Raw genomic sequence first — 18,373 nt, forward strand, 5'->3', positions numbered from 1 at the left:
ATATAATATTTGAATGTTGCCGTTGGAGGGAAGTGACCCGTTGGACCACGATCAGGTGAGCACCAACTACCCATGGGACAGGGATACCAGCCCGAGAACCAACCCAGCCATGCCGAAGTACATCCGATTGACCTCGCTCACGAGGAAGGGGCAGGAACAGATCCACGAGAGTACAGAACGAACGAACCAAATGCGGGAAATGGCCGAGGAAAACGGGGGCACCATCGAGGACGTGTTCCTTACATTCGGTGAGTTTGACTTCGTTACGATCGCGGAGTTCCCTGACGACAAATCCTATGCCGAGTTTGCGCTCAAAGCCTCGAAAGGCGGCGAATACGGAGCCAAGACACTGAAAGCGATTGAAGAGGAGGACTACGTCTCGATCATTGAGAAATTGTAAGGAACTGTGTTCTCACCACGATCTGATTTTCCATATTTGTTTTCCGTTCGCAAAATCGGTTTGGGCTTCCGTTGTTCGAGGGTGCCACACATTCGAGTATTTACTTCGGCCCCCCGGGTCCGCCCTCCCGAATTGAACTCGCCGAGACAGTCCGGGCGTGCGGCTCGCTACGCTCGCCGTTCCGGGTTGTGACTCGTCTGCTCAAATCGGCTCGGTTGGATGTTAACTGCACACTTCGTTCGCAGCATTGCTTACGGCTCACAGCGTTCGCCGTTCGCGCAAAACCGAGGCCTCCATCCGGTCGGCCTCGCAGTCCGCCCTCCCCGAATTGAACGGGGGACAATCCGATCTACAGTCGGATGCTCTACCAGGCTGAGCTAAGGGCGGTCGCATTCTCACGTAGCGCCCCGTCCGAATTTAAGGATTGTTATTCCATCGGCCCAGCACGGCGGCCCCAGGACACCTTTTCCTACCGACACGTTTGGGGCAGCGTAAACGCCCAGTTCAAAGGTTCTCGATCTTGTTTGCTGTTCCTCTGTTGGGACCGGAGAGCCAGCCGTCCGCTATGAGGGGATTATTGGACCGAAATATTGATTGTTCTGGTTTACCATGTCAAAATGAGTCAATAGTGTATACACGACGTGTTACAATCGTCGTTAATTTTATATACTATGGGGGTGTCGTTCAAGCTACGTAAGACGCGGGTCTTACAGGTGGGGGATGCCTGCCACATTGGCCCTCGTAACCCGCTGATATCGTCGGGGAAACCGTCTTACGGGAACGGGGAAATACAACAATGGAGCGTGTGACACTCCGGATACCGGAACAGCAAATCGAGGCGGTCGAGCGGATGGTCGAGACGGGGAAATACCCCAATCGAAGTGAAGCCATCCGATCTGCCGTCCGCGAGATGCTCGAGGAGGACAGTACTGAGCAAGCAAACAGTCCGCGGACCTACGTGAAGGTGTAATAATGCAAGACATCGTTCAAGACGCTCTTGACAACGCCGAAGAGGAGGCGAGGGAGATGCCGGATTCAGACGACGAGGACGCCGAGGAGTTCGGGGATCCGCGGATCGTCATCGTCGGCGCTGGCGGCGCGGGGAACAACACGGTCAACCGACTCTACAACATCGGCGTCGAAGGCGCCGATACCATCGCCATCAACACGGACAAACAGCACCTGAAGATGGTGGAGGCCGACACGAAAATATTAGTCGGGAAGTCCCTCACCAACGGCCTCGGTGCCGGCGGCGACCCCGATATGGGCGAGCGCGCGACCGAGATGGCCCAGGGGACCATCAAGGAAGTGCTCGGCGACGCGGACCTGGTATTCGTCACCGCTGGGATGGGTGGCGGAACCGGGACCGGCGCGGCGCCGGTCATCTCACAAATCGCGAAAGAACAGGGCGCTATCGTCGTCGGGATGGTCTCGACGCCGTTCAACGTCGAGCGCGCACGGACCGTCAAGGCCGAGGAGGGGCTGGAGCGCCTGCGCAACGAAGCCGACTCGATCATCGTCCTCGACAACAACCGACTGCTGGATTACGTCCCGAACCTGCCCATCGGGAAGGCCTTCTCGGTGATGGACCAGATCATCGCCGAGACGGTCAAGGGTATCTCCGAGACGATAACCCAGCCGTCCCTGATCAACCTCGACTACGCGGACATGACCGCCATCATGAACCAGGGCGGCGTGGCTGTGATGCTTGTCGGTGAAACCCAGGACAAGAACAAGACCCAGGAAGTGGTGAAAGACGCGATGAACCACCCGCTTCTGGACGTCGATTACCGTGGTGCCTCGGGCGGACTCGTTCACATCACGGGTGGCCCGGACCTCACGCTCAAAGAGGCCGAGGGCATCGCGGACAACATCACCGAACGTCTGGACGCCTCTGCAAACGTCATCTGGGGCGCACGGATCCAGGAGAATTACAAAGGCAAAGTGCGGGTGATGGCCATCATGACCGGCGTGCAGAGCGCACAGGTCCTCGGGCCGTCAACGCAGGAGCAAGCGGACCGCTCCAGGGCCCAAATCGAGAATCCCGGCTCAACCGCCGACTCAGGTTCCGACTCCTTCGGTGCCACCTCCGACGGTGGCCAGGACGCGTTAGAACAGGAGAACGGCCTCGACGTCATCCGGTGACTGACGTGGATTCACGGGCACCACTCCGCTGACACTTCTTATCCGAGTTCGGCTCTGAGTTCGCAAGCCCGACACTGATCCCGACCAGTCGGTGCGCCACAGTTCTCACAGACACCCGACGGTCCAGAGGCCCCCGAACGGCGGTTTTCGGCCGCAAACCGGGCTGTCTCTTCGTACCCCGCCATAATCGAATGTCGCGTGCCGGGATGATGTTCTTCGAGCTCAAGTAAAACGTCACGCACCGTCCCGCGAAACGACTCGCTCGCGTAGGGACATTCCGCGATGTGGGCCGGAATACCGCTGACGCGGGCGTATAACGCGACCTCCGATTCGGGGACATCTCGAAGCGGCTTCGCCCGTGGAACGAACACGCCATCGGTTGCACGGTCCGAGAGCGGGGCGAGACTGGCATCGTAATGCTGAGCCATCTGCGAGACGTCCCCCTCCAAGGTGTTCATCAGTGCCGTTTCTGCTTCGTCGTCAAGGTTGTGACCGGTGAGTAATACGTCAGCATCGTACTGCCGAGCCACGTTTGCGAGCACGTCCCTGCGAAGCACTCCACAATACGCGCAAGGTGCCATATCCCAGGGATCGTCCTTGGCAATCTGATCCATCTCCAGACCGAATTCGGACTCGTAGCCCGTCTCAATGTACTCGACAGGCCGATCAGCGACCAGTTCCTCGGCCGCCGAGAGACTGTCGTCTCGGTAGCCCTCGATTCCCTCGTGGACCGACAACGCAACGAGTTCGACCCGGGGGTCCGGGCCGAACGTGTCTGCCAAAATATGAGTGAGGACCGCGCTGTCTTTGCCACCAGAAAGCCCGATCAGCCAGGTGACCGGGTCTTCGGGCGTCGCTGCTGCCGGAAGCAAATCATCGGTTCGAACCCGGCGTCTGACGCGGCGCTCAACTGACTGCTGTAGATGCCGATCGCACAAGTGAGCCCCTGAATAGGCGGCAAAGAGCACGGCGTCCCGGCCACACCGATCACACTCCATCGGGTGTGGATTACCGACTCGGGGCTTTCACCGTTTCGGCCCGGGTTCAGTTTGCGCCGAAATCGTCCTCGAAGACGAACGTCCCGTCCCGTTGAACGACCTCGCCGTCAACTTCAATCACCGAGTCCTCGCTCATATCGACGATCATGTCCATATGAATCGCTGATTCGTTCCGCTCCCCATCTTCGCCCACCGTATCCTCGTAGGCCCGTCCAAGTGCGAGGTGGACGGTGTCACCCATTTTTTCGTCGAAAAGCATGTTATACGTGAACTGATCGATCGAGCGATTCATCCCGATTCCAAGTTCACCAATTCGACGAGCCCCGTCGTCGGTATTGAGGACCGCAGAGAGAACCGACTCGTTTTTCTCGGCACCGTGTTCGACGACGCGGCCATCCTCGAACTCGATGTAAACGTCCGTTACTTCCCGCCCCTGGGCCATTAGCGGCATGTCGAAAAGAACGGTACCTTCAACCGAATCCGGGACGGGCGCTGTAAACACCTCGCCGCCCGGGAGGTTGTGTTCGGCGTCGTCGTTCTCGGTTAGCATCCCCTCCACACTCATTTGGAGATCGGTCTCGTCGCCGCTGCGGATGTGAACCTCGGAGCCGTCTTCGAGGATCTCGACCATTTGGGCCTGATGCTCCCGTTGGGCCGCCCAATCCTTGTTGATGGCTTCGTATACGAAGTCAGCGTACCCAGATGTACTCATCTCGGCGTCCTGTGCGTTCCCGGGCGCGGGATGCTGAGTGAGGACCCACCGTTTCTCCATCATTTTTTCGGAAATCGGCTGTCGAACCTTCTGGAATGCCGTATTGACCTCCGGGTCGACATCGCCCTGTTCGTTTGTATTCAGATCCGCCCGCACCCGAATCGCCGCATCAGCCTCCGAAATAGCTGCAAACATGTGATCCGGCAATTCGAATGCGTCGGGATCTGCGGCTTTGAGGAACGCGCGGCTCGCCCGCGAACTGCCCCCCATTTGCATCGGGTTGGCATCGCGTTTACCGAGTTCCTCGTAGAGTGCAATGACGAGGTCTTCGGCAACTGCGGGTGCGGTCACCAGGACGTTATCGCCGGGTTTGATGTCCGCCGAATGCTCCACAAGTATCCGTGCGTGTTCCCGAATGCGGGGATCCATGCACCTGGGTTCGAGCCCCCGCCTCTTAAAAAGTCACGCTCCGGCTAAACGGCCAGTCGCGATGTAAAACGGTACGGTTTCACGCCGACGATATGAGTCCGTTTTCACCTGTTTTACGACCGACCGTCCCATCGCCTGCCAGTCGTCGCGAAGGGTGTCAAAGTCGGCGGCAGACAACCCGCCAGCAAGCATGGTCTCTCGATGGTCGTCGATGCGGGTGGCCCGGACCTTGCGTCGAGCGGATTCGATCGCGTTTGCGGTGTACGGCGGTTCGATGCGGCGCTCGTGAACCATTCGCGAGACGGTAATGTCCCTGAAACCCTGCTCCGTGAATAACTGCTTGAGGTCTGTCCCGATTCGAGAATTCGTTTCCAGGCCACGCCTGTACGCCCTGCGGGCCCTGCGTGCTACCGCTGATTCGCGCTCCACAGTCGATTCGACGGTAACTGCACCATTATCCGGTTCGACGGCGCCGACGCGATCGGCCGATACGCGCGCAAATTCCGCCACGACGGCCGTCGGGTCGGCAACGTTCACGAGCAACGCCTGGCAGGTCACAAGGTCGACAGTGCCACTTAAAAATGGCAGGCGTGTCGCGGCACCTTGGACCGCGTTTGGGACAGATCCGGTCCGCAACAGCCGTTTATCCGCGTCAAGGGCGAGAACATCCGCCCCCGACTCTTCGCGAAGCACGGTGGTGAACTCACCAGTCCCCGCCCCCACATCCAGAATACGAGCAGGTGACCCGGCAAAGTGCGGGCTGAGGATTTCACGGTCGTCCCAAAGCCCTCGTCGGGTGTCGCGTAAATACTCCGGCGTAAAGCGACGCACAGCTTCGTTGGGGCTGGTGGCCGGTTAAGCCTCCCGGAGTTCTTTGGCCCGCTGGATGTTCCATTCGAAACCACGGTCGTCTTCCCTTGGCGTTTCGAGAACGAATGGCCGATCTCTCAAGGCGTCATGGGAGAGTACCGCTCCGATACCATCGGCCCCGATCAGTCCCTCGCCTAGGTGGGCGTGTTCGTCCTTGTTGGTGCCAACATCGTGTTTCGAATCGTTAAGATGCATGCAAGCCAGATTGTCGAGGCCGATCACGTCGTCGAATTCGGCTACCGTTTTATCGACTGCCTCCGGCGTCGACAGGTCGTATCCAGCCGCGAAGGCGTGGGCGGTATCGAGACATACCTCGAGGTCCTGATCAGATTGGTCGAGCACGGAGGCGAGGTGTTCGAACTGGCCCCCGAGTTTCGTCCCGCTCCCAGCATCCGATTCCACGAGGACAGTCACGTCCTCGGGAATATCAAGTTCGTCGAGCGTGCCGGCAGCGTTTTCGATGCCACCCTCGACGCCAGCCCCGGTGTGGGCCCCCAGATGAACATTGACGTAGGGAATCCCGAGTGTCTCGGCTGCGTCGACCTCCTCCTGCATCGATTCGACCGATTTGGCCCGGAGGTCGTCTTTCGGCGTCGCCAGATTCACGAGATAGGAGGCGTGAATCACCCATGGGCCGTCGAGTTTCGCCTCGGTTTGCTCGAGGAACGAAGCTGCTTCCTCCGGATCGATATTCGGCGATTGCCAGACCTGCGGGGAATGGGTGAAGATCTGTCCGCACGTCCCGCCGACGTCGAGCTCCCTACCGACCGCCTTGTGAACGCCGCTTGCTATCGAAACGTGGGCACCGATTCGCATACTTCGTGTATTTTACTCGGGAATAAGTCCCTTTCCCGTCCGCGGCAAGGGCTTCTGTTTTACGACAAGGGACAGAAGTACGAGTACCGCTTGGTCGTAAATTTCTGTATAGCAATATATGGTTTATTACCGGGTGATATTACCGATAAGTCAGGTCCCTGCGCTTATAACCGGACAGAATCTACGTCCCGCATGGTCGAAACAGTCGCCGACGTGATGGCCGACCTCGAACCCGAGGATTTCCATCTTCTCTCGGGCGTCGAGCAAGGAATGCGGTTCTCCGAGTGGGTCAATCGGGAGAAATTGCCCGAATTTACCGGCCTAACGTCCGAAAACGTCGATTTTCACCTGAATCGAATGCTGGATCTGGAGTTCGTCGAGCGAAAAACGATCCAGTACGAGGGGATCAAACTCACCCAACGGGGGTACGACGCACTGGCTTTGCATACATTCGCCGAGCGGGACACGATCGAAGGGTTCGGGGCTCCATTGGGCGTCGGTAAGGAATCAGACGTGCACGAAGTCCAATCCTACAAGCCACTCGCACTGAAGTTTCACCGAGAAGGGTTCTCGAACTTTCGGGAAGTCCACCGTGGGCGGGAGTACACTGCCGATCGAGAGCACGTTTCCTGGCTGTATACGGCACGAAAAGCCGCCGAACGGGAGTACGAAGCGCTCAAAGGGCTCTATCCGGAAGTTTCAGTACCCCAACCGATTGACCAGAACCGACACGCGATTATCATGGAGAAAGTCCCGGGTGTAGAACTGGCAAAGGCCACACTACCCGACGAACAGGTCACCGGGGTGCTGGAACTGGTCCTACAGGAGATGCAATCGGCCGCGGATGGGGGGTACATACACGCGGACATCAGCGAATACAACGTTTTCGTGGCCGAAAGCGGGATTACGCTTTTTGACTGGCCTCAGGCAGTCCCGACCGACCACGAAAATAGCACGGAGCTCCTCAAACGGGATATCGAAAACATCACGAGTTATTTCGAGCGGAAATACCCCGGCGAGGTTGACTCAGTCGATGTCCAGGCCGTGTTTGGGGCAATCAAAGAGCGGAATTTTTCGACACTCCCCGCCGAATAACCGGTTTCTAGGTGGAAGCCTGGGCAAAAATAAACCATATAACGCTATAGCAAAACGGGGTGTGCAAAAATCGAGTGCTGATACAATTTCGTTCGGCGAACCGTTACAACTCCAAAATCTCGAAGCGTTTCTCTCGACAGCGATGGCACTCCCGCAAGCCGCGCTCCTCGGCAAGGGATCGGTCTAACTCCTGATATGCGCCGGGAAGAACCGGACACTTCACAGAGGTATGATAGACCTGCAGATCTGTTCCCGTGGCCTGAGAAATATAGACGCGGTTTGCGGGCACAACCAATTTCGTCCCGGCTTCGAATTAAGTCATTCCACTAGAGCCCGAAGAGTGCGAACACGATCAACAACCCAATGATCAAAACGAGCACCCCGAAGATCCGAAGGGCGAACCGTGATGGGCGGGATCGAGACGCTGGGTCCTCAACAGAGAGTACACCGAGTCTGTCCGCAGGCTTTGAGTGACCCATGAGTCTCGCGTACGCGACTCGAACACCGTAAGTCAGCGATCCGATCGCTCGAGCAAGGACGAAAGTGACAAATTGCCCAAGTTCCCACAGCGTTTCGACAGCCGGATCGTACGGCGTCGGATCTGAATCCGATTCGTCCCGGGTTGCGGGATCGGTGCTGCCGATCCTCTCTGGGGTAGAATCGGCCTGGTTTGGATTTGACGCTGTCTGTGGCTCCGTAATCGCGGTCTTCGTGTCCTCCTCGGTTGCCGATTCGTCCAGAACCGGAGGTGGATCCGCTTCGATTGGGTCGACTGAGTCTGAGCCTGACGCCGCCGCTTCAGGCTCGGCGATCTCTGTGTCAAGCGCGGGATCCTCGGACCCCTCTTCAACCACAGGTGCCGTGGCCTCTTCCTGTGATTCAAGAGCAGCGCCCCCGGTCGATCCGTCCGCCTCCCCAGTTGCTGTTAAATCGCGTCGTTCGGAGGTCGAGAGAGAGGGCGTATTTCCAGCGTCGGCGGTTTTTTTGGCCCGAAACCGAACTTCACGCACCGTTTCCTCCCAATCGGCCAGGAGATATGCAGACCCAGTCGCGAGATCCTTGACGTCTTCCGCGTACTCCTTGCCCAGGATCGTTTTCACCACCCGCGTGTCGTTCTCCCACGTCAACCGATGAAACACGAGCCAGTCACATTGGGTGATAAAGTTCTTGTCGACCGATGCCGGTCGCTGGGACATCCCCAACAAGCCAAGGCCCCGTTTGCGGCCCCGTTTGGCGATCCGAATAAGCATCTCCCCCAAATCACCCAGTCCACCTTGCTGAGGGAGAAATTCATGGACCTCCTCGACAAGGACCAGAAACGGCTTGTTCTCGTGTTTCTCCCGAGAAAACAGGAGTTGCAGCGTATCGGTGATGACTCGTTCGGCCCGTTCGATCTCCAGTACTTCCGATATATCGATGATCACTGGCCGGTGCTGGTCGAGACAGAAATCCACGATTTGGCCAGGGTCGACCTCGAACAGGGGGTGGTCGTATCCGTCACCATCTCCAATATGGACGACCTCGTAGCGCTCAGTTAGCGTGGCGTATTCGCCTTCGATATCCACGATGAGCATCGGGAACCCCATTTCCAGCAACTCCTCGACCACGACACTTGCAGTGTTACTCTTCCCGGAGCCACTTTTCCCGAAGATGGCCCCCCGACCTGTGAGCACCTCGATCACAGGAAGGGAGAGCCCATCGTCGGAGACGACAATGCGTTCCGTTTCGCCAGCCATTCGCTCGGGAATTTGGCGTCCGGCGGTAAATACCTGCCGCGGTCGATCGCCGATCCTGCGGGCGAAAACCCGCCCAGTGGCAAATCCCATACCGTGTCAGTAGACTTTTGCCACGCCCCCGTGTCCCTCCGGGCATGGAATCGGGGCCAGACTGGCTGAACGATCACACCCTCCTCCGGGTCATCGGACCGGTTCTCGGTTCGACCGTGGTGCTTACAGCGGCATTTCTCGGTGCACTCGCCTTACTCGTAGGAGAGGTGGAGGGATTTACCAACCGGTTTCCCTACTACGTCGTGGTGATGGCACTCGGATTTGTCAGTGCGCTGTTCGTGCTCGAGCGGCCGCGAATCGAAGGGAGCCAGGTGCTGATGGCGACTATCGGCGTCACGGTGACCGTTTTCGTCGTGGTAACCCTCGCCGGAGAAGGAATCGCGTATGCACTCGCCTATCCCAGTGCAGTCTTCCAACCGGACTTTATCTTGTATCTTCTAGCAGCGGGCCTCATCGGAAGCGGCCTGGCCTACTGGACGATCTCACATTGGCGCGAATTTACCCGCTAGTCAGTCTCGTTTTCTGTAAGGTCGGTTGATGGACGTTCGATCCGGTCAAAGGCCTCACGAAGGCCACGAAAGCGCCGATCAACGTCATCAGCCCGTTTCGAGGCGTTGTCGATGTGTCGTTCCAGCGTCGACCACTCGTCTTCGACCGCCTCGAACTGCGCCCCGAGTTCAGTCAAATGGTCAAGCACGGCTTCGGCTTCTTCTGAGAGTTTTCTGGCCTGCGCGCCGGTTTTGAGAAGTTCGAGTTTGTGCCCGAGGGTGAGTGGAGAAACGACCTGGACACCGCGTTTCGTGTACTCACGCAGAAGATCGTACTCCTCCGTAATCAAATGGTAGTAGACGCTCTCCGAAGGGATGTAGGCAAAGGCAAAGTCGGTCGTTCCCTTCTCGGGGCTGACGTAATCCCGTTCGATTTTGGCCAATTGCTCCTCCACGGCAGTGCGGAACGCCTCCTTGTGTTCGGCCCGAACATCCGGGTTCTCGGCGTCCAGATACTGTTCGTAGCGATCCAGTGGAAACTTGGAGTCGATGGCAACGATGCCATCGGGCGTTTCGATATGCGCGTCGGGCGTCTTTGAGCCGACGACCTGTTCCCTGATTCCGTACATGCCGGGATGGAGGTGATCCGAGAGCATGACTTCGAGTTGCACCTCCCCAAACTCACCACGTTCACGAGGGGCTCGCAGGAGCCGATCGAAATCACCATGGAGTGACTCTATTTCACCCGCTCGGTCCTCGATCCGGGACACGGTTTCACTGAACTGCATCGAGGACAGGGTCTGTGATAGGGCTGCGGTCAGCTGGTCGGTCTCGACACCATTTTCAGCCGTGCTCACGGCCCGCCGAACCTGCACGAGCAAGAAAATAACGACGAGAAGTGCGAGGAAAACACCACCGAGGAGCAACTCGTTCGTGGCCATACCTCGATGTCGGGGAGCCAGCCCATGAATGTTCGTCCCGGCTACATCGAGTCCGTTTCGAAGGCTTAAGAGTCGGCACCGTCAAGCAGAACCCAATGGAGTACGGCGCCCTCGTCGATCTCTACGAGGATCTCGAAACCACCGATGCCGACACGGCCCTGATCGAGCAGCTCGCAACGGCGCTATCCGAGGCTGACCCGGAAACGGTGCCACTCCTGGTGACGCTGTTGCAAGGCCGACCGTTCGTGGCCTGGGAGGACTGTGATCTCGGCGTCTCCTCGAGTTTGACCCGAACAGCCATCGCAAAGGCAACTGGCCAGTCAGAAGACCAGATCGAAGACTGGTGGCGCGAAACCGGCGATCTTGGAAGTGCGGCGGCCAAAGCCGTCGAAAACGAGCGCCAACAGACGCTGTTCGGTCAGTCGCTGACGGTCGAACAGGTCCAGGAAACGCTTGAACAGATCGCTGCGTACGAGGGGACTGGCAGCCAGGGACGGAAAGTCGATGCAATCGCTGGATTGCTCTCCGACGCGGACCCGGCCACAGCCAAATACCTCGTCCGAACCGTGCTCGGCCATCTTCGAATCGGTGTCGGTGAAGGGGTCATAAGGGACGCCATCGCCGAGGCGTTTCTTTCGGGAACTGAAGCTGATGTCGGGGTTGTCGAACGGGCATATCAGGTCACAAACGATTATCGTGTCGTCGTGCAAACCGCTCGAACCGAAGGGCGAGACGGACTTGCAGAACTGGAAGTTGCGATCGGTCGGCCGATCGACGTGATGCTTGCGGAGAAAGCCGAGTCGATCGAGACGGGTATCGAACGGGTCGCGGCCGAGCCTGAAGCCGTGCTGGCGGAGTTCAAATACGATGGGGTTCGAGCGCAGATTCACGTCGATGGCGGGGAGGTCCAGATGTTTACCCGACGGTTGACGGACGTCACAACTCAGTTCCCGGACATCGTCGAGGCAGTCTCCGAGAACGTGAATGCAGAGCGAGCCATTCTCGAAGGGGAAATCGTCGGGTACAATCCCGAAACGGGCGAAATGGTCCCGTTCCAGGTACTCTCTAAGCGCATCAAACGCAAGAATAACATCGAAGCGGCGATCGAAACGATTCCAGTGACACTCTATCTCTTCGATGCGATGTACGTCGAAGAGTCCCTCCTTGAATCCCGGTTGGAAGATCGCCTCGCCGTGCTTGAATCGGTGCTCACGGAGCAGCCACCTGCCATCGAACGAGCCGAAAACAGGCGGACTGGGAACCGCTCGGAGCTCGAAACGTTCTACCAAGACGCACTCGATGCGGGCCAGGAAGGGCTCATGCTGAAAAACGCCGAGGCAACCTATCAGCCCGGCAGCCGGGTCGGCTACATGATGAAGGTCAAGCCGACCCTGGAAACGTTAGACCTGGTAGTCGTGCGGGCGACCTACAGCGAAGGCCGGCGGTCGAATCAACTCGGCCGACTCTACCTCGGCTGTCGAAACGAGGAGACAGGTGAATTCGAGGAGGTTGGCCGGCTTTCGACCGGCTTTACGGACGAAGAACTCGCAATTGTCACCGAGCGACTTGAACCACTTATTCACGAAACCGACGGTCGGGACGTGACTCTCGAACCAAAACTCGTGCTCGAAGTCGAGTTCGAAGAACTCCAGGGGTCCCCGGAATACGATTCGGGGTATGCCATGCGATTCCCTCGCTTCGTGGATTTCCGTGATGACCTTTCGGTTCGGGGCGTAGATACGCTCGAGCGCGTCGAAGACATCTATCACTCCCAATGACACAGGTTCGATTGAACGACGGCATCCGAATCAAAACCGATGACGAACGTGCAATCGCGGCTGACGCCGGTGACCCGGCTAGTGACGTACCGCTCCTCAGTCATGCACACGGCGACCATCTCTACGACAGCCCACCAGGGAAGGTCGTCGCGTCGGATCTAACCCGGGAACTGGCCGCCGTGAGACGCGATGGCCCGGTCCCAGACCGCCTCGACGTCGACTGGATCGAACAGCTGTTTGCAGGACACGTGCCCGGTTCCAGGGCCTTCGTAATGAATGGCGACCAACAGATCCTCTACACCGGCGACTGTTCGACTCGCGACCGCTTCGAAATGGAGGGGTTTGACCCGGTATCAGCTGACGTGTTAGTCATCGAATCGACATACGGCAAACCGGAGTACACGTTCCCTGCACAGTCAGACATCGAAGCCGAAATCGTGGATTGGCTAGAGGACACCCGGGATCGACCCGTCATCCTGCTCGGCTATGCACTCGGACGCGCCCAAGAACTCATCGAACTGGCAGCGCGGGCCGGTCGAGACCGGATTCGATACACACCAAGCATCGACGCGATCAACGACCCAATTGAGGCCGCAAGGGGCAAGCCGTTTCCGGGCTCAGTCGAATCGAAATTCACCCCCGAGCCGGGTGACGCCCTGGTGCTCCCCGCCCAAACCGGCTCGCTGTCATTCATCGATGGCTTACGGGAGAAGCAAGGCGCCATCCTCGCCGGATTTTCCGGCTGGGCGATCGACAAGAGCTATCGATTTGCCCGGGATCTCGACGTGGCCTTCCCCCTTTCGGACCATTGCGATTTCGAGGAACTGCTGGGAGTCGTCGAGAGAGTCAACCCAGACCAGGTGTATACAGTCCATGGCTTCGTCGACGACTTCGCTGGCGCCATTCAGTCACGACTAGGTATTCAGGCCCGCGCAGTAAAACCGAACCAGACCACCTTGGGTGATTTTTGACGGCTCCACGTGGGATGATTTATTACGGGACGGTCCCCGAGTGTACCGTGATGGAACGGAGTCCCGTCATCGCTCCCGGCGGGGGACGCTGACATGGTCGCCGACCTAAGCGACCGGGAATTCGCCGAGATGCTCGCGGCCGTCTGGGAGCGCCACGGTTGGGACGCTGAAGTCACCAACCAAAGCGGTCAGTTCATGGTCGCAGCGGAAATGGCCGACGGTCGACGGGGGGCGATTCTCGTTGCCCCAGGCGACGATGGTCCGGTCGACCAAGGCCAACTGCAGACGATCCAGTCGCTCCAATCCGAGAAAGGGGTCGATGTGCCGGTTGCGGCCACACGAAGTTCCTTCGACGACGGGGCCACGGAAATGGCCGAGGTCAATGGTATCCACTTAGTGGACCCCGAAACCCTCGAGGAAACGGCCTCGGCGGAAGGCTTCGAAGATCTGCTCAAGCAGTATTCGGGTGGGAGTATCGTTCAAAAGTTCGTGCAGACTCTTCCGATGCCAGGCCTCAGTAGCATTCCAACGCCACGTATTGGTAGCCCGTCGATCGGTCTCAGCAGTGGAAACACGGGACTGAGTGTTGCACTCGGCGTCATGGTGGTAATTATCGGCCTTCTCACCGTATTCACGTTTGGCGATAGTCTGGGCGGACTCATTGCCGGGCTGCCGATCCCGGATTTCGGACTCATCGATGCGATCGGGGGGGTTCTGGGTGGGCTCCCGATACCCGACATCGGCCTTGGAGGCGGCGGCTACAGCGTGACGGCCGTCTCCCTGGTCGATGGGGAAACCGACCCGGTTGGTGTTGGCTGGAATGCCAAACCCAAAGACGAGGTCGTCGGCCCGAACGGAACAGCTTTCGACGCCCCTGAAAACCACAGCTTCGCCGTCGCGCAACTGAACGTGACGAATCCAACCGCCGAGACAGTCGTTCTCGAACCGGAGGCCTTCGGGTTCGCAAGTGGCGCGGAGCGGTACGGACCACAGCCACTCGACGGTGCGGAGGGCCAATTGCCGATCACCGTTCCGGCACGCTCCTCGACAGCGGGCTATCTCGTCTTCACCGTCCCCGAAGACACGGAATCTGGGACACTGTTGGCCTTACCAGGGGCCAACAGAACGCCCATCTCCTTCGAACGGGATCGGAGCCTCGAATTCCAAATCGAGAACGCGTGAGTGGAAAACGGCCTTCGAAGTGTTTTTAGCCGTTCACAAAGAAATATTCATAACTCGCTGGCAGGCGGGCGCCAGCGGGCTCCCGAGATATCGGGACGGAATGTGACCCTCACGGGTTGAACCACCAACGCCCGCGGCAACCAGCATGACACGAAGCGCTTATTCGTATATCAAGGAAGCATGGCGGGATCCCGGCAACGGGAAACTCGCTGAACTGCAGTGGCAACGGAAACAGGAGTGGCGAGACCAGGGCGCCATCGTGCGGATCGAACGCCCAACCCGCCTCGACAAAGCCCGAGATCTGGGCTATAAGGCCAAACAGGGCGTCGTCCTGGCACGCGTCAGCGTCCGCAAAGGAACCGCCCGGAAGTCCCGGTTCACTGGGGGCCGGCGCTCGAAACGCACCGGTGTGAACCGCATCGGCCGCACGAAGAACCTCAACCGCATCTCCGAGGAGCGAGCGACCCGGAAGTTCCGCAACCTGCGGGTGCTGAACTCCTACTGGGTCGGTGAAGACGGCAGCCAAAAGTGGTTCGAAGTGATCCTCCTGGATCCGAACCACCCGGCGATCGAGAACGACGACGACCTGAACTGGATCTGTGACGACACACACGCCAACCGGGCGCTGCGTGGACTCACGACGGCCGGCGACCGCTCACGCGGGATGCTCAAACGCGGCACGGGCTCCGAGAATACCCGTCCGAGCGTCGGGTCTCGGGACTAACTTTACCGTTCTGTTTTGCGGTTTCACGCACCTGAACAGTGCCACTAAAGGAGCGCCAACTGCTACTTTGGGAGAGTTTATCAAGTGGCAAGCAATAGACCCGATATGTCTCTTCTCGATGAATCTCCGGCGACAGTTACGCCGACCGACATCGCCGAGGCGATCCGATCGGCCGGTGTTTCGGGCGCCGGCGGGGCCGGGTTTCCAACATATGCGAAGTGGGAGCAGATCGAGGAGGTTGAAGGCCTCCTGATCAACCACCAAGAGAGCGAACCTAATTTCGTCAAGGACCGGCATCTCGGTCGCGAACACGCCGAAGAACTGGCACAACTCATCGATTGGCTCCTCGATACGGTGGTCTCGACCGTGGTCATCGGAACAAAAGAAGCCTACCGCGGCGTCTGGCTCGGATCGCTCGAAGCCGAAACTGATGCCACAGTCCTCACACCCGACAAGTTGCCGATCGACGCCGAAACCGCACCGGATGTCCTCATTGCGTGTACCGAGGATCGCTACGAATTCGGCATGGAAAGTGTCCTGTTACGGTCCGTCGCGGATATCACGATCGGCCGGGATCTGCCACTCGATCACGGCTGGCTCGTCCAGAACACCGAATCGATGTATCACGTCTATCGGGCGCTGGCGGAGGCGAACCCTGTTACCCGCAAACTCGTGCACGTCGATGGGGATACTCCACGCCATCGGTTCCTTGACGTCCCGGTCGGGACACCAGCGACGACCCTTCTCGCTGAAGCGGGGCGCCCTGGCGGTCCGGGTGAAAGCGAGATCCTCGCCGACGGGGGGCCAGGGTGGAGCTTCGAGATCGATGAGCGCCCGGACCGATTCGGCGTCCGCAAGCGAACGAACAGCCTGCTGATCGTCGACGAAACACTCGCGGCCGAAAACACGCTCGGTGGTGGCCGCATCAATATTCTCGGCCCGCAAGCCTGGAAAAGCCGAAAGTTCGAGACTGAACCGGACCGGATCGACCCACCCTACGTCCGGATCCCGCTGTTGACAAACGAATCGTTTGGAGATGTCGTCTCGCGCAGCAACCCGACCGTCTCACCCGGGGACGCGGTGGCCCTCGGCGAGCGGATCGCCGATCCCGCCGATTCAGGCATCAGCATCCCCCAACACGCCTCGATCAGTGGCGAAGTGACGGAAGTCACGAACACCCACGTGACGATCGAACGGACTTGAGTGACGGGGTCGCTAATTCCAACTGATCCGCACACCTTTGGGCCTGCCTGGCGAACGGAGGTGTAGCCAATGGCCGTGGATCCGCTTGCAATCGCGACCGTCACGATTCTGCCGCTACTTGCACTTCTGGGGGGCCTCCTCTTCTCGGTCTGGTATGCGTTCACGACAGATCGACGACTTGCCGTGGCAGCAGCCTTGTTCGCCCTGATGAGTGCTCATCAACTGACTGAGGTGTGGCTGCTGGCCACCGGACTCGATCCCCTTGGCAACCTCCCTGGTGAGGTCTTCGAAACGAGTGTCAACCTCCTCGCCGTTGTGACGGTACTCATTCTGGCACGACGTTTAGAAACCGAGCGTCGCCGCCGCGAGCGCCAGGATGTAGTGACACGTGAACTCAGCAACGCCTCACACCCGGTTGGAGGGGAGGAACCGACTCCCCAAACCGGGGGGCTGGGGTTGTTCCGACCCGCATTGTTGGGACTCCCAGTCGTTGGACAACTGGTGGCCTGGGCCTACACGACACTCCCGCTCGGCACGACGGCTCGGCTGTCGTCCGTGATCGAAACTGCCGTTCGGAACGTTCAGGTGACCTTTCCTGTTACCACGGTGGATCGGGGAGCGGTCCCGGACCTCCCCGTCTTTGCAGAAGCCACGACCCTCGAGGATATCGTCGAAACCGTGCTGAAGCAGTTCGTGGTCTACAACGATTCGAGTGAGCCCACGATTCGAATCGACGGGACGGTTCACAGCTCGACTGTACGCATCCGAATCGAAGATAACGGGCCTGGGCTTCCCGCCGCTGTGGCCGACCAACTTGAAGGTGAAGTGAGGGAATCGGCGAACCCCGACCTCGAACTCGCGCCAGTCCACGGATTACTCGAAAAATGGGGCGGCTCAATCACGGTCGACAGTGGAACCGTCGACCTCACGTTGCTCAGCCCGAGACCGGAACAAACTGAGGGACCCAATGAAGGTCGCTAAAACCGAACCCAGCTCGATTAGCTCGTCGATGCGTCCAGTTGCTTCTGGTCCCAAGCGACAATCGCGCTCGCGAACGAGCAAACGGCCGCGAACACGCCTTCGGCCGAATCTTTCTCCGCGACCGCGTCGGCGAAGGCGTCGATCCATTCGAGGTGGTCGAACAACTGTTCCTGAAGAGCCCGGAGCTCCTCGACACGCTCCGGGTCATCGTTCTCGGCCTGTGCCTGCTGAGCGGCGAGTCCGGCCATGAACTCGAACTCCGCGGCGAGATGATCTGGAATACCTTCGCCACGGTCCGGGGTGAAGTTCGTGCGCTCGTACAGTTCGGCGACTGATTCGGCAGGATCACCGAGCAGTTCTCCAGCCGTCCCAACAACGTGATACTGGGAGTCAGAGTCAAACGACTCGCTGGGGTCCGTGGCATGTCCCGATGCAAACGGCGGGACGTAGTAGGGACCTGGCACCTCGAAGAGGTTGTCGTAGCCGATCTCGAGCGCTTCCGGATCCAGCTCGTCGCGGGAGAGCCTGGTGATATCGACGTCAGCCGGCAGTATTTCCGAGAACTCCGTGAACCCCCCCATTTCGATTGCCTCCAGGAGCACCGTTACCTCGCCGTCGAAGATTCGCGAGAGCAGGTCATAGAGGTCCGCACGGGCGCGGGCGAACTCGATGTCGATACTTGCTGTTGCCATCTCAGTCCTCCATCCGTGTGATCTCGACGTGGGTGTCATACTGCGACTGGGAACCGCCAACGGGGTCCGAGGGACCGATGTCTTTCGTGGTCGTATCGAGTGGCGCAAGGTGGTTGACAGCGAACCCAGCGTCCCGACCTTTGGCGTACCCGGCTTCTTCG

At 59.0% G+C, this 18,373-nt stretch carries 19 protein-coding genes and 1 tRNA gene; 12 read left to right on the forward strand and 8 right to left on the reverse strand.

Features of this window, described 5'->3' with window-relative positions; genetic code table 11:
- The first annotated feature begins 109 nt into the window (after positions 1-109).
- A complete protein-coding gene (locus V5A26_RS05290) occupies positions 110-400 on the forward strand; it encodes a GYD domain-containing protein (RefSeq protein ID WP_332320159.1) in 291 nt (96 codons plus the stop codon).
- A gap of 313 nt (positions 401-713) precedes the next feature.
- Here V5A26_RS05290 and V5A26_RS05295 read toward each other — a convergent pair.
- Positions 714-787 (reverse strand) — tRNA-Tyr (locus tag V5A26_RS05295).
- 409 nt (positions 788-1,196) lie between these two features.
- Here V5A26_RS05295 and V5A26_RS05300 point away from each other — a divergent pair.
- Positions 1,197-1,370 carry a ribbon-helix-helix domain-containing protein gene (locus V5A26_RS05300; protein WP_332320158.1) on the forward strand — a complete coding sequence of 58 codons (174 nt, stop codon included), beginning with the start codon at positions 1,197-1,199 and terminating at the stop codon, positions 1,368-1,370.
- 2 nt (positions 1,371-1,372) lie between these two features.
- Complete coding sequence (gene ftsZ, locus V5A26_RS05305) at positions 1,373-2,545, forward strand: cell division protein FtsZ (protein WP_332320157.1); 1,173 nt, start codon at positions 1,373-1,375, stop codon at positions 2,543-2,545.
- Between the two features lie 38 nt (positions 2,546-2,583).
- On the opposite strand, the gene ncsA is transcribed toward ftsZ, so the two are convergent.
- From ncsA to V5A26_RS05325, 4 genes are read right to left on the reverse strand one after another with little or no spacing between them, the layout of a single operon-like run.
- Positions 2,584-3,543 (reverse strand): tRNA 2-thiolation protein NcsA, encoded by a 960-nt coding sequence (gene ncsA, locus V5A26_RS05310; RefSeq protein ID WP_332320156.1) that lies wholly within the window; start codon positions 3,541-3,543, stop codon positions 2,584-2,586.
- Between the two features lie 46 nt (positions 3,544-3,589).
- Entirely contained in the window at positions 3,590-4,684 is a 1,095-nt protein-coding gene (locus tag V5A26_RS05315) for an aminopeptidase (RefSeq protein WP_332320155.1), read from the reverse strand.
- A gap of 33 nt (positions 4,685-4,717) precedes the next feature.
- Complete coding sequence (locus V5A26_RS05320) at positions 4,718-5,515, reverse strand: class I SAM-dependent methyltransferase (RefSeq protein WP_332320154.1); 798 nt, start codon at positions 5,513-5,515, stop codon at positions 4,718-4,720.
- A gap of 24 nt (positions 5,516-5,539) precedes the next feature.
- Positions 5,540-6,370, reverse strand: coding sequence for a deoxyribonuclease IV (locus V5A26_RS05325; RefSeq protein ID WP_332320153.1), 831 nt, complete (start codon positions 6,368-6,370; stop codon positions 5,540-5,542).
- A 192-nt stretch (positions 6,371-6,562) separates the two neighbouring features.
- Between V5A26_RS05325 and V5A26_RS05330 the strand changes: the two genes are divergently transcribed.
- The gene (locus V5A26_RS05330; RefSeq protein ID WP_332320152.1) at positions 6,563-7,465 is read left to right on the forward strand and encodes a serine/threonine-protein kinase RIO2; all 903 of its coding nucleotides are present in this window, start codon (positions 6,563-6,565) and stop codon (positions 7,463-7,465) included.
- Between the two features lie 61 nt (positions 7,466-7,526).
- A complete protein-coding gene (locus V5A26_RS05335) occupies positions 7,527-7,652 on the forward strand; it encodes a hypothetical protein (protein ID WP_332320151.1) in 126 nt (41 codons plus the stop codon).
- A gap of 139 nt (positions 7,653-7,791) precedes the next feature.
- On the opposite strand, the gene V5A26_RS05340 is transcribed toward V5A26_RS05335, so the two are convergent.
- Positions 7,792-9,201, reverse strand: a complete 1,410-nt coding sequence (locus V5A26_RS05340; RefSeq protein ID WP_332322256.1) for a helicase HerA domain-containing protein — start codon at positions 9,199-9,201, stop codon at positions 7,792-7,794.
- A gap of 134 nt (positions 9,202-9,335) precedes the next feature.
- On the opposite strand from V5A26_RS05340, the gene V5A26_RS05345 reads away from it, so the two are divergent.
- On the forward strand, positions 9,336-9,761 hold the full coding sequence (locus V5A26_RS05345; protein WP_332320149.1) for a hypothetical protein: 426 nt from the start codon (positions 9,336-9,338) through the stop codon (positions 9,759-9,761).
- Here the strand turns inward: V5A26_RS05345 and rmuC are convergent.
- Positions 9,758-10,681, reverse strand: a complete 924-nt coding sequence (rmuC, locus tag V5A26_RS05350) for a DNA recombination protein RmuC (protein WP_332322257.1) — start codon at positions 10,679-10,681, stop codon at positions 9,758-9,760. The two genes, V5A26_RS05345 and rmuC, sit on opposite strands and share 4 nt — an antisense overlap.
- Positions 10,682-10,776: 95 nt before the next feature.
- On the opposite strand from rmuC, the gene V5A26_RS05355 reads away from it, so the two are divergent.
- The 6 genes from V5A26_RS05355 to V5A26_RS05380 all read left to right on the forward strand — a co-directional run bounded on the left by V5A26_RS05355 (position 10,777) and on the right by V5A26_RS05380 (position 17,520).
- Positions 10,777-12,459 carry an ATP-dependent DNA ligase gene (locus V5A26_RS05355; RefSeq protein ID WP_332322258.1) on the forward strand — a complete coding sequence of 561 codons (1,683 nt, stop codon included), beginning with the start codon at positions 10,777-10,779 and terminating at the stop codon, positions 12,457-12,459.
- Positions 12,456-13,430, forward strand: coding sequence for an MBL fold metallo-hydrolase (locus V5A26_RS05360; protein ID WP_332322259.1), 975 nt, complete (start codon positions 12,456-12,458; stop codon positions 13,428-13,430). The genes V5A26_RS05355 and V5A26_RS05360 overlap by 4 nt, the downstream gene beginning before the upstream one ends.
- Before the next feature lie 93 nt (positions 13,431-13,523).
- Positions 13,524-14,612, forward strand: a complete 1,089-nt coding sequence (locus V5A26_RS05365) for a restriction endonuclease (protein ID WP_332320145.1) — start codon at positions 13,524-13,526, stop codon at positions 14,610-14,612.
- A 145-nt stretch (positions 14,613-14,757) separates the two neighbouring features.
- Complete coding sequence (locus tag V5A26_RS05370) at positions 14,758-15,336, forward strand: 50S ribosomal protein L15e (RefSeq protein WP_332320144.1); 579 nt, start codon at positions 14,758-14,760, stop codon at positions 15,334-15,336.
- Between the two features lie 105 nt (positions 15,337-15,441).
- Positions 15,442-16,539 (forward strand): hypothetical protein, encoded by a 1,098-nt coding sequence (locus V5A26_RS05375; protein ID WP_332320143.1) that lies wholly within the window; start codon positions 15,442-15,444, stop codon positions 16,537-16,539.
- A 69-nt stretch (positions 16,540-16,608) separates the two neighbouring features.
- Positions 16,609-17,520: an ATP-binding protein gene (locus tag V5A26_RS05380; protein ID WP_332320142.1), complete on the forward strand. Its 912-nt coding sequence runs from the start codon at positions 16,609-16,611 to the stop codon at positions 17,518-17,520.
- Positions 17,521-17,537: 17 nt separating this feature from the next.
- Here V5A26_RS05380 and V5A26_RS05385 read toward each other — a convergent pair whose 3' ends face one another.
- Positions 17,538-18,212: a TorD/DmsD family molecular chaperone gene (locus V5A26_RS05385; protein WP_332320141.1), complete on the reverse strand. Its 675-nt coding sequence runs from the start codon at positions 18,210-18,212 to the stop codon at positions 17,538-17,540.
- Positions 18,213-18,373 lie beyond the last annotated feature (161 nt).

This window comes from Halodesulfurarchaeum sp., assembly GCF_036626455.1.
In the GTDB taxonomy this organism is placed as follows: Archaea; Halobacteriota; Halobacteria; order Halobacteriales; family Halobacteriaceae; genus Halodesulfurarchaeum.

Bases quoted from the DNA above. Each gene is read 5' to 3' on its own strand.
- V5A26_RS05340 (WP_332322256.1), bottom strand. From the start codon at position 9,201: ATGGCTGGCGAAACGGAACGCATTGTCGTCTCCGACGATGGGCTCTCC.
- V5A26_RS05385 (WP_332320141.1), bottom strand. From the start codon at position 18,212: ATGGCAACAGCAAGTATCGACATCGAGTTCGCCCGCGCCCGTGCGGAC.
- V5A26_RS05300 (WP_332320158.1), top strand. From the start codon at position 1,197: ATGGAGCGTGTGACACTCCGGATACCGGAACAGCAAATCGAGGCGGTC.
- V5A26_RS05370 (WP_332320144.1), top strand. From the start codon at position 14,758: ATGACACGAAGCGCTTATTCGTATATCAAGGAAGCATGGCGGGATCCC.
- V5A26_RS05380 (WP_332320142.1), top strand. From the start codon at position 16,609: ATGGCCGTGGATCCGCTTGCAATCGCGACCGTCACGATTCTGCCGCTA.
- rmuC (WP_332322257.1), bottom strand. From the start codon at position 10,681: ATGGCCACGAACGAGTTGCTCCTCGGTGGTGTTTTCCTCGCACTTCTC.
- V5A26_RS05365 (WP_332320145.1), top strand. From the start codon at position 13,524: ATGGTCGCCGACCTAAGCGACCGGGAATTCGCCGAGATGCTCGCGGCC.
- V5A26_RS05325 (WP_332320153.1), bottom strand. From the start codon at position 6,370: ATGCGAATCGGTGCCCACGTTTCGATAGCAAGCGGCGTTCACAAGGCG.
- ftsZ (WP_332320157.1), top strand. From the start codon at position 1,373: ATGCAAGACATCGTTCAAGACGCTCTTGACAACGCCGAAGAGGAGGCG.
- V5A26_RS05315 (WP_332320155.1), bottom strand. From the start codon at position 4,684: ATGGATCCCCGCATTCGGGAACACGCACGGATACTTGTGGAGCATTCG.
- V5A26_RS05345 (WP_332320149.1), top strand. From the start codon at position 9,336: ATGGAATCGGGGCCAGACTGGCTGAACGATCACACCCTCCTCCGGGTC.
- V5A26_RS05355 (WP_332322258.1), top strand. From the start codon at position 10,777: ATGGAGTACGGCGCCCTCGTCGATCTCTACGAGGATCTCGAAACCACC.
- V5A26_RS05375 (WP_332320143.1), top strand. From the start codon at position 15,442: ATGTCTCTTCTCGATGAATCTCCGGCGACAGTTACGCCGACCGACATC.
- V5A26_RS05360 (WP_332322259.1), top strand. From the start codon at position 12,456: ATGACACAGGTTCGATTGAACGACGGCATCCGAATCAAAACCGATGAC.
- V5A26_RS05330 (WP_332320152.1), top strand. From the start codon at position 6,563: ATGGTCGAAACAGTCGCCGACGTGATGGCCGACCTCGAACCCGAGGAT.
- ncsA (WP_332320156.1), bottom strand. From the start codon at position 3,543: ATGGAGTGTGATCGGTGTGGCCGGGACGCCGTGCTCTTTGCCGCCTAT.
- V5A26_RS05290 (WP_332320159.1), top strand. From the start codon at position 110: ATGCCGAAGTACATCCGATTGACCTCGCTCACGAGGAAGGGGCAGGAA.